Source organism: Streptomyces sp. DH-12, from assembly GCF_002899455.1.
In the GTDB taxonomy this organism is placed as follows: domain Bacteria; phylum Actinomycetota; class Actinomycetes; order Streptomycetales; family Streptomycetaceae; genus Streptomyces.
In genome coordinates this window covers 1-13,571 of record NZ_PPFB01000003.1, presented here as the reverse complement: position 1 = coordinate 13,571, position 13,571 = coordinate 1, and the positions used below count along the sequence as shown (strand labels likewise).

Here is a 13,571-nt window from a genome sequence, read left to right as displayed (position 1 = left end):
CACAGTTGTCTGATGAGATGCCGCAGGACCGTAGCACGCGGGACGAGGGCAATGTGAATAAAACAGCAGAACTCAATAGGTATGCTTTTAAATGGTGTTGGGGGACGGTCGATGTCTCCGACGCACGTGTGTGGAATCCGCTCGTCGCAGAGATGATCACCGCTGCTTCCGTGATGACCGAACTGTGGGAACGGGTGCTGAGCCCACGGCAACGGGCCGAACTCTCGGAGAGTTTTGCGGCTGAGAGCGAGTGGGACATGCGGTCGGCGGCCGCTTTCCTGGCCGGGGCGAGCCGCCTTGGTCACGCCAGCCCGTCGCGCATGACCTCCTTCAGCGCGGACGAGCGGTCCTCCTCCGCACTCGATGAGGCCTGCACGGCGTGGCGGGAGCAGGCGCTGCAGGCAGGGCTTCCCTTGCCGCCGGCCAGGGCTCGGGTCCGTCACGCCGATCCGGAGCACATCACAGCGGCGGTGCTGCCACGGCTGACCGGTTGCGACTGTGCGGGGTACGTGGATGGCGAGCGGTGCCGTGATCGGGCCCACCAGGGTCTCTACGCGGCCGCTTACGCGCTCAACCGGCATGGTGCCGACGTCCTGCACGCCGACACGGTCGCCAAGGCCTACCGGGCCACCGGCGGCCCGGCCTGGGATGCAGTCCGGACCGCGCTGGTGAACACCGTCGCCCACCACGTGGGCATCAAGGCACAGAGTCTTGCGAGCCTCATCCGGCCCACGGACCCCACACGTCTGACAGCCTTCAGCCGCCTGGTCTCCCAGAGCAACCACCTGTCCCGCGAGGCCGCCTCCCGCGGCTTCGCCTCCCCCTTCGACACTTTGGACGTGATGTCGGAGCAAGCGCGGCTGCACGCACGGGAAGCGGTCTCACGGATGCGCGTGACCAGGTGATCAGCTGCTATCCCCGCTCTGGCGGGGCTCGATGCACCTGCAGTCGCCACAGGGGCCATCTCCGCACGCTGCGGAGCGGGTGGATCCATTTGGTTCGGCAAGCCGATCGGAGCGAGCCTGGCGGCGAAAGCCTACCGGCCTCTGCCCCGCCCCGCAGGCTTCTCCTCACCCTGCGGCAGACCGAGCGCCACCGCGGCGCTCCCAGCCGGGCCGCCGAAGGCAATCAAGGGCTGCGCCGTGGCCGGGCCTGCATGGGACGGCAAAACGCACAGGGACGTCAAAGAGGCGGCCGTGACCAGCCGCAGCACCTCTTCTCCCGCGCGGGGATCCCAAAGACGCACGGTTGTATCGCTCAGTCCGGCGCTCACGATCAGGGGGCTGCCGGCGGGTGACCGGACGACGCCGAGGCTGGATACAGGCCCATCGTGCCGGGCCGGCAGCGTGAACGGCTCTTCTCCCGAAGCATCCGGCGCCCACAGACGTACTCTGCCGTCAACTCCCCCAGCCGTCAGGTGCCACTCGCCCTCCTCCGCAGGGCAGGCGGCAAGCGACTGCACGGGGCCGATCTGTCCCGGCCATGCGTCGTGCGGCTCGTGAAACGGGCGACACAGCCGCACGCCTTCATCGGAAGCAATCGCAAGCACGCCACCGGAAGGAAAAGGCAGGTACGCCAGCGCGTGGACGGGGCCGCCGGTGTCCCCTGGGCCGTGGAGCCACCCCAACACCTCGCCGGTCGCCAGGTCGCAGTATGCGACCGCCCCGCAGCTTGTACCCACAGCCAGGACGGTACGGGCGCCGTCGGCGAAAACGGTCAGTGCGGTCGCATAGTCCTCCTGAAAGGTCCAGGCGTCCATCAGCCGCCAGGCACCACTCCAGCAGCCGATGGTTCCGTCCGGCAGCCCTGCGATGACGATTGTCTCGGAGCCGTCCGCTGGCGTGTGTGTGGTCAGGGCCGTCACCGGACCGTCGACACCCGTATAAGGCAGGTCGATCGACCGTACGGCACGGCCCGTGTCCGCCGATCGCACGACGAGGTTCCGGTCGGATCCGACCGAGATCAGTTCGGCTGTGCCTGTGCTGCCCGGGAGGACAGCGAGGAACGTGCCGTCGGCCGGCAGGGACGACTGCACCGCACGCCGGGCCCACACCTCGGGGTTCCAGACACGCACGGTCCGATCGAGCGAGCCAGAGATCAGGACGGGAACTCCGTCATGCCCCGGTACGACCGCGAGTCCCGTCACCGCGTCGGTGTGGTCGGCGGGGAACCGGCAAACCTCCTCACCTGTTTCGGGATCCCACAGCTGTACGGCGCCGTCGTCGGCACCGAGCGCGAGCAGGGTGTCGGAGCCCGGCTGCCGGTACGGCATCAGCACGGCTGCGGACTGCCTGATCGTGCGGTGCCGTTGCTCCGTACCCGTCAGGGCGTCCCAGAATCTGACCGTGCCCGAGGCCCGCGTGGCCACGGCGAGCATCGAACTGCCGTCCCGTCCCTCGAGCATGGCGAGCGCGCAGACCCGCTCTCCCGGAAGTGGGACCGCGCACACCGGCTCCAAAGAGCCTGCGTCGAGGACATCGACCTTGTCCCCCCGGTGTGCGGCCAGCAAGGTGCGGCCGTCGGCGAGGGACAGGACGGCCAGGGCGTCCACCGCTCCGGCCAGAGCGCCGCTCTCGTCCGCATCGGCCTCCACGGTCCCGGCGAGCGGATCGCACAGGACGAGCCCGAAAAGGGTACCGATCGCCAGCCGCGCCGTCCCGTCCCGGCCGGTGAAGGAGGCCAGGGCGTGGACCGGTGCCGTGACCGGCAGTGGCGCAGTCTGGCCGCTCAGCGGGTCGCACGTCCACGCGCCGCTGTCACAGCCGACGGCCAGAAGAGGCTCTCCCCGCGGACCCGGCACAACGGCCAGCGCCCGCACGAACGGCCCAGGCCCCTTAATCGGCGGGCCGACCGCAGCCACGGTGGACGGATCCCACACCCGCACGGTGCCATCCACACCACCCACCGCGATCAGCGGCGTACCGTCCTTCAAAGTGAACGACACCATCGAGCAGACGCCCGCCTCCGGCCGCGCCAGGACGTTGCCCGGCACTGCGAGGTCCTTCCAGCGCGGCACAAGCATCGCCACAGCTCGGCTACGGGTGTACCCAGAGCTCGAGGGCGCGACAGCTCCCTGCTCCCACGCGGAGAAGCGCAGGCTTTCCGCACGCGCCGCGGGAGGTGCGTCGGCGAGGAACGGCTCGATGCGTGCCCAGGCGAAAAGGCGTGTCGTGTCCGTGGCGTGTTCGGAGAGAAGTCCCAGGGCACCGCGGACGTTCCCGCTCGTCTCGTAGGGGAGGAACTTCTCGGTGCCGATCTGGTCGTTCAGTACGCCTCCGGCCGCAGCGTGCTGAATCAGGTGGCGGCGCAGATACGGGTGCGGCGGCCCCTCCTTGGCCTCCTGCAAAGCGCTGAAGGCAACAGCCAGTTTCCGATGGGCCTCTCTGCCCGTGGCTCCCGCCGCAGGTGCGTCAGGCAGCGCTTCGCCGTCTATTAGGCGGTGAGGGTTCTCCCGCAGCACCTCACTGATGCGCTCGTGGATGGGCCGGTAGACGAAGCGGTTGTCTTCGGTGCCGGTCGTCAGATAACCGGCAAGCCTGCTCTCGCGTATCCGTCGGATCACCGCATCGGGAGCGGCGACGACGTCGCCTCCGGAGAGAGCCTGCACCGCACACGGCCACACCTCGGCCCACGGAAGACCAGCGCCTTGCGCGAAAGCCGTGGCCCTCAGAGTCTGCACGACCAGCTCGGCCGGCAAGTCGATGTTGCGTAGCACTTCCTGAAGGTCTTGCCGCAAAAGCTCCTGCGTTCCCTGCCGCAGGGTGTGCCGCCACTGCAAGTCGTTCGGGTCGGGGAGTCGGCCCTGTGCGTGAAGCGCTTCGGCAGCAAGGCGGCCATCCAGGAACGAAGGAGCCACCTCTTCGGCGATAGCGGCCGCAAGCTTCTCAAGCTGGTGCGCATCCGGATGTGCCGAGGGATCGGAGCGGCCGAATAGGCTTCTCAGCAGCGTGCTCACATAGGTGGCAATGTCCTCGGCCGTGCCGGTGTCGGTCCGCAGGGGCTCTTCTGCGTCAGTGGAGCGGACCAGGAGATTCAGCAGATCCGACGCCCGGTCCTGCGAGGGACGGAGGCGACCTGCAGCGCTGGCGTGCGCGCTGCGTACGCCCAGAAGCATCCGTACAGCGGGCTGCCCGTCGTCTGTGTACAGGTCGGCCAGCGGGCGGATGACGTCCGTGATGATCCTTGCGGGAGCCGTCGCCTCGTCGATGCCATCGGCGACGATTGTCACGGGCCGGCGCCGCTCGCGAACGGCGTCCAGTACGTGATCCAAAAGTTGATCGAGGGCAGTGGTTCCCCTGCCGTCTGCGGGGGTATCGCCTGTAAGCGCCTGATACAGCGCCGCGGTCAGCTCGATGGCGTCCGTGTTCCGGGCGAGCACCGCAGCATCGACGGCTCCCTCCGGCACCAGGAGATCGGACGGTATGGCCTCGATGAAGGGCCGGTACCTCTCGTCGGACCGGAACGTCGGGTCGCTGAGCGTCACGACGCGAGCAAGCAGAGCGGACTTGCCCGAGCCTGCCTCCCCGGTGACGACGAGCGTGCCCCCCTCCCCCTCAAGGAACTCGATCATGCGCCGTACATGGCTGGTCCGGCCGGTGAAGTACCAGCCGGGATCTCCGTGGGAAAGTTGGCCGGAGGCGCGTGAGAGCCAGTACGAGTCGAGATCGGCCGCACTCCATGCCACGGCGCTGCGCGCCTTGCCGACGAGGGCGGACGGGGATTCGTAGCCGGGGTTGGGGAGGCAGGGACTGGGCTGATGGTGGTCCTTGCGACTGGGCAGAGAATGTTCCGGCCAGAGGAACTGGACTTCGGGCGCGACCCCCTCCTCGTACAAGGCGGTCATCGCGCCGAAGAATTCCTCAAAGCTCAGGTGAGGGGCTGCGAACCCTGACTTTTTATCCTTGAGGTGGGAGACAACCGCTTCGAGGAAGCGCGTGAACTGTTCCGGATGGGGAGTCCCCTCCTCGTTGGCGGACGAGATGACAACGAGGGACTTCAGCCGGCGTCGTGTGTCGCTCAGCGCTTGGACGCGGCGCAGCAGATCCTTGCGGAGGACACCGGAGAAGCAGGAGTCCACCATGACCAGGACGTGGTCGGCATCAGAGTCCAGCACTCGCGTGATCAGGTCGGCGGTCTGAAACGCCGTCGCCGGAAGACGCTCCTCGTCAGAGTCCCGCAGGAGCAGGAAATGATCATCTGACGGCCGACTGACTCCGTGGCCGGTGACGTAGACGACCAGGGCCTCGTCGTAAGCAGCGTCTTCCGGTCTCTGCTCATCCAGGAATTTTCGAAGATCATAGACATTGTGGAGATTCTCGGGCGCGGCAATGGTGAAGCTGCGGTCCTCGCCGAGAGAGGCATCGGCCCACCACCCCCTCACGGCAGCCACCTGTGCGGCAATGCCCTTGCTGAAGGCTGCGTCGCCGCGCTCCGGCGTGGCGATCTCGATCAACCGTCGCTGTTTCGTCTTCGGAGCTGTGCCCCTATTCACTGGCAGCTCTCTGCGATCACGTCCGCGACCTGAGTGGACCGCAGGTAGCGGAGCGCGCTGTGCGGATTACCGATGCCGTTGTCGACTTCCGCGTCTGTGATCTCCGGTGAGAGAGCACTGAGCCCCGTTCCTCCGGTGATGAAGTCTCCGGGGTCAAAGACGTTGACCCACGCGATGTCCCCGGGCAGCTTCAAAGGCTCGCCGTCGGTAACGTTCAGCCCACGCCGCACCGAGGGGATGGTCAAGGGAGAGCCGCACGTCACGAGCGTGCGCACGCCGGACGATCGATCCGGTGCGATCTCGCCCCGGCGCAGCAGGTCATAGGCGATCACGCTGCCCAGCGAATGCCCGATGACGACGGCGGTACTCCCGCTGAAGGACTCAGCAACCAAGGCCCGTACATGCGCGGCTAGGTCGGGCTCGTACAGATAGAACCGCACCTCACGCATCATGCTCACGAAGAGCTTGCCCCCGCCTCGGGGAAAGCGCCGATCGTACGCCATCACCAGGCGCGTCAGGCGCGCCGGCCAGAGCTGCGGCAATCCAAGTGTCTGCAGCTCCAACTGCTGGACACGGGCCAGGTCTTCCTGCCGGACGACTTCCTCCAGCGCCGTGGCCGCGAAGTCGACTTCCTCCTCGCTCAAAGGAACCGCCACGTCGAACCGGTCTTCCTCTGGACCGAGGTGGTTCGCTCCACGGGCCAGGAGCCCCGTCCAGTGAGGTAGTTCCAACGCGTCGGCAGACAGGTCCGGCCTGCCCAGCTCGCCGAGCCCGCGATTGAGCGCTCGGGACCAATCGTTCGTCAGCTGCTCTTTCGAGGTCCTGGACTGCCGAATGCCGTGCACCCCCACAATGCGCGCCATCTTCGCTTCCCCCACCTACATGCCACCCGGTCAGGCAACGAGACTAGTCCGATAGCACAAACAGCAGGACACATCCCCGACACATGCGGGCGGCGTCCGACTCCAACAGGACCCCAACGACGGATTATCACAGCCGAACGCCCCTGCTCACCCCGCACAAACCCTAAGTAGCTGTTGTCGTTCCGGTCTTGAGAGGCGGGCGTCGAACGGGAGTCTCGATCGGGTGATCGCGGCGGGCTGCGGGCATGAAGGCAGGGCCTCTTGGTAGCTCGGGGTTGCGAAGCCGACCGAGATCCAGGAGACCCTGTTGCCGCAGTTTTACGTGCTCACTCCGGTGGAGTTCAACTCGGCTGCACCATCGTGTGATTGCCTCGCCCACCGGATCGGGAATGCGGTCGATCACCCGGAGCGTGTTCGGCGGTATCCCTCGGACATGACGGACGCGGAGTGGGCCGTGGTCCGGCCGCTGCTGCCGGTGCCGGGCTGGCTGCGTGGCCGGGGCGGGCAGCCGGAGGCGTACTGCCACCGGCAGATATTGGACGCCGTCCGCTACCTGGTGGACAACGGCATCAAATGGCGTGCAATGCCGGCCGACTCCCCGCCGTGGGACCGGGTCTACGCGTTCTTCCGCCGATGGCGCGAGAACGCCCTGGCCAGGGAGTTCCACGACCGGCTGCGCGGCCGAGTCCGCCTGGAGACGGGGCGGGATGCGGAGCCGACGGCCGGGGTGATCGACTCGCAGTCGGTCAAGGCGGACGCCGTGGTGGGTGCCGACAGCCGCGGCTTCGACGGCGGGAAGCTGATCAACGGACGCAAGCGGCACGTCGTCGTCGACACCCTCGGCCTGCTGCTGGGTGTGATGGTCACCGCAGCGGACATCGGTGACCGCGCCGCCGCGAAGGTGCTGCTCGAGCGAGTGGCCGACGCTCACCACCGGCTGGAACTCGTCTGGGCCGACGGCGGTTACACCGGCAGCCTCGTCGAACACTGCCTGGCCGCGCTCGCTCTGGTCCTGGCGATCGTCAAGCGCAGCGACGACACACGCGGTTTCGTGGTGCTGCCCAAGCGGTGGATCGTCGAGCGGCTCTTCGCCCACCTGATGCGAAGCCGCCGCCTGGCGCGCGACTTCGAACGCCGCACGACCAGCGCCGAGGCGATGATCTACTGGTCGATGACCATGGTCATGACCCGCCGTCTGGCCCGCTCACGCTCCGCGCGAGCGTGAACCGGCCCGGTGCCGGCTCGGCCAGCCAGCCCCGCGAGACCAGGCGTTTCGCCTTCGACCGCAGCGCCTCCACCCTGGCCGGCACCACGTCCATGCCGAACAGGACGGTCATCTCCTGGCAGGTCAGCGGGCCCTGGCCGAGACGGACCCGATCCGCGAGCGCGGCCAGGATGCGCTGGTAGTCCGCCGACAGTGCCGTCCGGGCCAGCCCTTCGCGCCATACCGGAACCTGCGACTTCGCCTTCGCCGCCACGGGCGCCGACGCCTGCACCCCTGCTTCCAGCCCGGCACGGCCCGGTTGCTCGGCGGCCACCGCGTCGGCTGAATCGCCGCCCGGCGCGGACAGCACCGCACCAACGCGCTCGCGGGCGATCGTCCACTCCAGCCATTCCTGCTCGGCCGTTGCAAGCTCGGCCTGGATGCGGTCGGCCTCCTCGCGCAGCCCGTCCACACGACGACGGGCGGCAAGCTCGTGCTGTTCCAGCAGTCCGACAACCGACGGCATCCGCAACCTCCACGGGAGCGACGAAACGATGGTCCATCACTCCCACACCGACGCCGCACCTATCCCTGACCAGCGAAAACGCAGTCGTCAGACTCGGAAAGACAACAGCCTCTAAGGGGTCACCATGCTCATCGTCACCTGTGAGGGCGACCGGCGCTGCAAGCTCCGCCCGTCTCAGCGCGCGATGGTGGCACTGGTGTAGCTGCGCGAACACGTCACCGTGGCGAAGATCGCTGCCGGGTTCGGGATCAGCGAGTCCACCGCCCACGCCTACACCAGCACAGTCATCCACCTGCTCGCCGAACGCGCGCCGGGTCTGCTGAAGGTCCTGCGCGAGGCCGACCCCGACTTCGTCCTGCTGGACGGCACCCTCGCCGAGTGCGACCGGGTCGGCGACTCACGCACGGACTACTCCCACAAGCACCGCCGGCACGGCGTGAACGTGCAGGTGGTCACGGATCCAGACGGCAGGCTGCTGTGGCTCTCACCCGCGCTGCCGGGCCGCTCCCACGACCTGACCGCCGCCCGCACCCACCGGATCATCCGCATCTGCGAGCGCCAGGCCGTCCCCCTCCTGGCCGAGCTCGCCTACCAGGGCGGCGGCCCCTGGCTGACCACGGGCATCAAACGCAGGCCCCTCCGGGAACTCACCCCCACCGAGAAGACCGTCAACCGGGCCCTGGCGCGGCACGGGCACCGGTCGAACGCGGCGTCGCCCGCCTGAAGTCCTGGCACATCTTCCGCAGATCCCGGTGCAGCCCCAACCGCATGACGTCAATCGCCAAAGCCGTCCTCACCCTGGAGCGGCAGCGCTGAAGAAGCTCACTGAAGTAGTGGCAGAACATCCCCTAATTGTCAGGGAGTTCAACCTTTCCGAAGAATCGCGGACAGAGGGCCAGCACCGAGTCGCTGGCCCTCCGCTCAACACGTCGCCGCTCTACCTCTCGCCCTTCTTCTTCGCCTCACGCCGTTGACGGACCATCGTTCCCACAGCGACTCCGACTACAGCGATAACGCCCAGGATGATGGTCGCCAGCATGGAATCTTTGATCGGCATGAACGCCAGGCTGCCCATTTGAACTCCTCTTTACGGGAAACTGTCCGAAATTCCGATCCCGCCCCCTACGTCGAGCGCGGTGTACCCAGCGGCGAGGCCGATTCCGGTTTTACCTCCGATACCGGCGGACGCGGCGAGAATTCCTACTCCACCGGTCGCCGCGCCCAGGATTCCGGTGGCGACGGTCTGTCCGACGGAGTTTCCCTGCATAATCGAGCCGGTGACGCCGAGGCTCGCCGAAGCGGCCGCCAGGCCGATGCCGAGCGGACCGCCCGCGAACGCCCCCGCGACCGAGGCGGCGACGCCTGCAGCGCTGGCCCATTGGCCGCCGTCCCAGCCCAGGAAGTCCAAGCCGCTCGGGTCGACATTGTTGATGGGGTCGCCCCCGGCGTAGAGGTACGGGTTGGTTTCCTGGCCGGAGGGGTCGGGCTGGGTGAAGCGGCCGAGAGACGGGTCGTAGTAGCGGTGACCCATCTTGTACAGGCCCGTCGGGTCGGCGTACGCACCCGCGTGGCGGTACGGCTGGGGGACGGCCTCGGCGGTGGTGCCGCGGGGCAGACCCGTAGGACCGTACGCGTAGGTGTGGGTGCGCTTGCCCGCGTCGTCGACGAGGCCGAGGACATTGCCGGTGGCGTCGGTGAGGTAGTAGTAGGACTTCCCCCCAGTCGTCATGGAGTTCAGCGTGCCCGCCGGTTCGCGGATGAATCCCGTGTCGACGCCGTTCGTGGTCGTGGACGCCAGGCCGAGGGCGGTGTGGTGGAACCACGTCTCGCCGAGCTTGGTGCGTTCGGCGTTGGTGGTGCCGGCGTGGACCAGATCGTAGCTCTTGCCGCCCGCGGTGATGCCAGCCAGCTGGCTGTAGTCGGTCCAGGTCTCACCGGTGCGGGGCGTGTTGCCGGCGGCTGCGGTCTCGTTGCCGAGCTTGTCGTAGGACCAGCCGGTGGTGACCCCGTTCTTCCCGGTCAACTCGCTCGCGTCGTTGTAGGTGTAGGTCGTGCCACCAGGGCAGGTGTTCTTGCTGCCGTCCCGGGAGGTGAGGTTGCCGGCCTTGTCGAAGCAGTACAGCCACGACGCCTTCCGCGCGCCTGACGCGTCGGCCTCCAGGGCGTAGCGGAGGCGGTCCTGGGAGTCGTAGTCGTAGGTGGTCGTGTAGTTGGTGAGGTTGTCGGTGCGGGTGCGGATCTTGGTGGTGTCCTTGCCCGCGGTGTTCTTGTAGCTGTAGGCGAGGTCGACGTAGGTCTGGGTGCCGGAGGTGGTCTTGATCTTCTCCGGGCGGCCGTTCTTGTCGATCGTCACCGACTGGGTGGTGCCGCCGGGATAGACGGTCTTGGTGCGCTTGTCGTTGTTGTTGTACTCGAAGTCGGTCTTCTTGCCGTCCGGCGCAGTCAGGTAGTCGAGGCGGCCGGCCTTGTCCCAGGTGTAGTCGGTCTTCCCGGTCGGGTCGGTGTAGTGGTCGACGTCGCCGCCCGGTGTATACGCCAGCGCCGTCTGGGCGCCGTTCTGCAGGGTGCGCACGCTCTCGCGGTTGAGCTTGTCGTAATCCCACTTCGTGGTGCCGGAGGCGTCCGTGCGGGTCTTGACGTTTCCGTCACCGTCGTAGGAGTAGGTGACGGTGAAGTTGGTGGAGGAGACCTCGCGCACGCGGTCGCGGGAGTCGTAGCCGTAGACGGTGGTGATGCCGCGGCCGTCCTTGACCGTCTCCACCCGTCCCAGCGCGTCGTAGGTGTAGGTCGTCTCCCCCAGCGGCGCCGGCGGGTTCACTTTGACCAAGTTGCCGTGGTCGTCGTAGGTGAAGGAGGTGACCTTGCCGTTGCCGTCCTTGGCAGTGCAGCGCTGGCCCTCGAAACCGCCGCACGTCGGGTCGGCCTCGTTGTAGGTGTACTCACGGGTTCCACCCGCGGTGCCTGTGGTGGTGACCGACATGGTGTTGCCGTTGGTGTCGTACTTGAAGGTGTCCTTGCGGCCGTTGGCGCCGGTCATGTCGCTGGGCAGGTCGGTGCCCGCGATGGTCTGGTACTGCGAGACCTGGGCGGTGGCGCCCATTGGCAGCTTCTGGGAGATGGCGTTGTTGCGGTCGTCCCAGCCGTAGGTGGTGGTGTTTCCGCCGGTGCCGTCCGTGCCGGTGCCCATCGCGTCAATCGCGGTCTGGGTCAGGTGGTTCTTGTAGGTGGAGTGGCGGGAGTGGCCGAGGGGGTCGGTGACCTTGGTGACCTCGCCGTCAGCGTTGTGCGTGTAGATCGTTTCGTCACCGTCGGGGTCGGTGACCGTCGTCGTGCCCGCATCCGAGGGGGTCGCAGCTGTGTAGTCGTAGCGCCAGGTCGGCCCGGTGTGGCCGCTGCCCGAGGTGTCGGTGGCGCGTTGCATGGAGGTGACGCGGTTGTGGCTGTCGTAGGTGAAGAGGGTGACGGTGCCTTCGGGGGTGGTCACCTTCGTCAGGCGGCGTGAGGAGTCGTACTCGTAGGCGGTGGCCTTGCCGGCGGTGTCGGTGACCTTGGCGAGGTTTCCGGCCACGTCGAGGTCGAGGACGGCGGTGCGGCCGGTGTGGTCCTTGGCCTGCCACTGGCTCGCGTCCGTCTTGACCAGGTCGATCCAGCGGCCGGAGCGGGTCTCGGTGAGCTTGAAGCCCTTGTGCTCGGCGCCCTCGTCGTGCTGGTCGACGGTGATCGTGCCGTCGTTCTTGTCCGTCACCTTCAGCAGCGTGCCGTGCTCGTTGTAGGTGTCCTTGGTGCCGGACTTGCGGTCGGTGAGGGTGTAGGTGCCGTCCGCGTTCTTCTTCAGATCCTTCGAGTAGCCCGTCGGCGTCGTGTACGTGCCGTCCGCGTTTGCGGTGAAGCGCAGCAGGCTGCCGGTGGCGTCGAAGACGTCCACCTCGCCGTCGTTGATCTGCAGGTAGCGTTCGTAGGCCTGCCACCAGCGCTGCGACACCTTCCCCCACGGGGCCTCGAAGGAGTTGTAGGTGCGGGTCAGCTGGAGTTTCTGGCCGACGCCGGCGATATCGAAGTCGGTCGCGGCGAGCATCAGGTTGCCGTTGGAGACGTTCACCCGCGCGACTAGGGCGTCGTTGAGGCGGGTGTCGAGGATCTGGTGCCAGGGGACGTCGCCCTGTCCCTCGGGCAGGTAGTCGGCTGCAGCGGCGTCCGCGGCGGCCGAGCGGGATGCGGAGTTCTTGGCGGGCTCTTCACCGCTGGCGCGGGCCTTCTGCGCCGCCCGCCAAGCCGCGACCTCGGCCGACGGTTTGGCCTCCGCCTCCGAGGCGGGCGCCCGGGTCGAGCCGGCCGGTGTCGCGGGAGCCTCCACCTTGGTCGGCTTCGTCCACGGACTCTCCGGCTCCGGCAGCTCCGGCTTCGGCGTCGCCGCCAGGCCGGGCGCGGCGGCGATCACCACGGCGGCCGTGGTGATCGCCGAGACGAGGGCGGTTCTGTGTGTTCTCCGGGCACGCCGAAACGGCGTGCGTGCAGCACGCGAGTGCATCAGCTTCCCCCCACAGGAAGTCAGACCCGGCAACCCCAGTGGTCGCCAGCGGCACACAAGCTGTCACAGGAAGCACACAAACCGGCGCGGCTTCCCCCCGATGCACATATGCATGCGGGCCAGAACCAGCCCCACCGCTTCACCTCGATAAACCAGGACGTTAGCCCTACAACCCCGCAGGCAGCGGGCGGAGTTGTCGGTTCCATTACCGTTTCCGGAGGGCAGCTCGACCGGAATTGTTCGATCCGGGGCGCCTTCCGGTTCACCGCGGTTCCCGACCGCCGCCTTTCGGCCAGGTTCAGACCTGCCCGGTGGCCTGCCATGCTGGCTGAACAGGGTGTTCTCGCTGACCATGGCGGAGAACAGGTGAGCGGAGAAGTTGTCTCAGAGGATGGGGTGCACGTGAGGCGCCGCTGTGCGCGCGGTTTCACCAAATGCACACTTGGCCCGTCCTGCATGCGTGGTCCCCCAGCCCGCGGCAACCACCCCTGTCGTGAAGGACATCCCTGCGATGAGCACACCGGGCAGACGCACGCCCTGCTCCCACCCCACCCGCCATCACCGCGTTCCCGCCCAGCGGCTCACGCGCTGCGTGCAACAGGCCGGGCGCCTGCTGTGCTGGAGCCTCGCCGCCGGCATGACCACCGCCGCCACCGATTTCCTCCTCGCCCCACAGGCCGACTGGTGGCACATGCTGTGGCCGCTGCCCTGGTACCTCACCTGCGCATCTGTCCCGCTCTGGGCCACCCTCCGCGCCCACGAAAAGGCCGCGCACCAGCAAGCGTCTGAGGAAGATGACGACGTCCCCTGCGAGTGGGAACAAGCCGCCTGACCTGACGACACCGCACCCACTGCCAGCGACCGCAGCATCCATTCCTCGGGGGCGGACGGTGCGGAAGTAGTGGGCGGGACCGTCGCGCCACTCCACCCACTAGCTTGATCTTTAACGTCCGGCGTCG

Annotated in this window: 8 protein-coding genes and 1 pseudogene; 4 read left to right on the top strand and 5 right to left on the bottom strand. The window is 67.7% G+C overall.

Annotated elements, in window-relative coordinates:
- Positions 1–5 precede the first annotated feature (5 nt).
- Positions 6–905, top strand: a complete 900-nt coding sequence (locus C1708_RS33315; protein ID WP_241911499.1) for an HD domain-containing protein — start codon at positions 6–8, stop codon at positions 903–905.
- A gap of 131 nt (positions 906–1,036) precedes the next feature.
- Here the strand turns inward: C1708_RS33315 and C1708_RS33310 are convergent, their stop codons facing one another.
- The gene (locus C1708_RS33310; RefSeq protein WP_106416656.1) at positions 1,037–5,452 is read right to left on the bottom strand and encodes an AAA family ATPase; all 4,416 of its coding nucleotides are present in this window, start codon (positions 5,450–5,452) and stop codon (positions 1,037–1,039) included.
- A gap of 35 nt (positions 5,453–5,487) precedes the next feature.
- Positions 5,488–6,354, bottom strand: a complete 867-nt coding sequence (locus C1708_RS33305) for an alpha/beta fold hydrolase (protein ID WP_241911498.1) — start codon at positions 6,352–6,354, stop codon at positions 5,488–5,490.
- A gap of 433 nt (positions 6,355–6,787) precedes the next feature.
- Here C1708_RS33305 and C1708_RS33300 point away from each other — a divergent pair, with 433 nt between their 5' ends.
- The gene (locus C1708_RS33300; RefSeq protein WP_106416655.1) at positions 6,788–7,579 is read left to right on the top strand and encodes an IS5 family transposase; all 792 of its coding nucleotides are present in this window, start codon (positions 6,788–6,790) and stop codon (positions 7,577–7,579) included.
- On the opposite strand, the gene C1708_RS33295 is transcribed toward C1708_RS33300, so the two are convergent.
- Positions 7,536–8,084: a hypothetical protein gene (locus C1708_RS33295; RefSeq protein WP_106416654.1), complete on the bottom strand. Its 549-nt coding sequence runs from the start codon at positions 8,082–8,084 to the stop codon at positions 7,536–7,538. The genes C1708_RS33300 and C1708_RS33295 overlap by 44 nt on opposite strands.
- A 124-nt stretch (positions 8,085–8,208) precedes the next feature.
- Between C1708_RS33295 and C1708_RS33290 the strand changes: the two are divergent.
- Positions 8,209–8,900 (top strand): annotated as a pseudogene (locus C1708_RS33290) (transposase).
- A gap of 121 nt (positions 8,901–9,021) precedes the next feature.
- Here C1708_RS33290 and C1708_RS34150 read toward each other — a convergent pair.
- Both C1708_RS34150 and C1708_RS33285 read right to left on the bottom strand, forming a co-directional pair.
- Positions 9,022–9,159, bottom strand: coding sequence for a hypothetical protein (locus tag C1708_RS34150; RefSeq protein ID WP_157951321.1), 138 nt, complete (start codon positions 9,157–9,159; stop codon positions 9,022–9,024).
- A gap of 12 nt (positions 9,160–9,171) precedes the next feature.
- The gene (locus C1708_RS33285; protein ID WP_241911497.1) at positions 9,172–12,525 is read right to left on the bottom strand and encodes an RHS repeat-associated core domain-containing protein; all 3,354 of its coding nucleotides are present in this window, start codon (positions 12,523–12,525) and stop codon (positions 9,172–9,174) included.
- 580 nt (positions 12,526–13,105) lie between these two features.
- Between C1708_RS33285 and C1708_RS33280 the strand changes: the two genes are divergently transcribed.
- Complete coding sequence (locus C1708_RS33280) at positions 13,106–13,444, top strand: hypothetical protein (protein ID WP_342210933.1); 339 nt, start codon at positions 13,106–13,108, stop codon at positions 13,442–13,444.
- Positions 13,445–13,571 lie beyond the last annotated feature (127 nt).

Bases quoted from the DNA above. Each gene is read 5' to 3' on its own strand.
- C1708_RS33305 (WP_241911498.1), bottom strand. From the start codon at position 6,354: ATGGCGCGCATTGTGGGGGTGCACGGCATTCGGCAGTCCAGGACCTCG.
- C1708_RS33300 (WP_106416655.1), top strand. From the start codon at position 6,788: ATGACGGACGCGGAGTGGGCCGTGGTCCGGCCGCTGCTGCCGGTGCCG.
- C1708_RS33295 (WP_106416654.1), bottom strand. From the start codon at position 8,084: ATGCCGTCGGTTGTCGGACTGCTGGAACAGCACGAGCTTGCCGCCCGT.
- C1708_RS34150 (WP_157951321.1), bottom strand. From the start codon at position 9,159: ATGGGCAGCCTGGCGTTCATGCCGATCAAAGATTCCATGCTGGCGACC.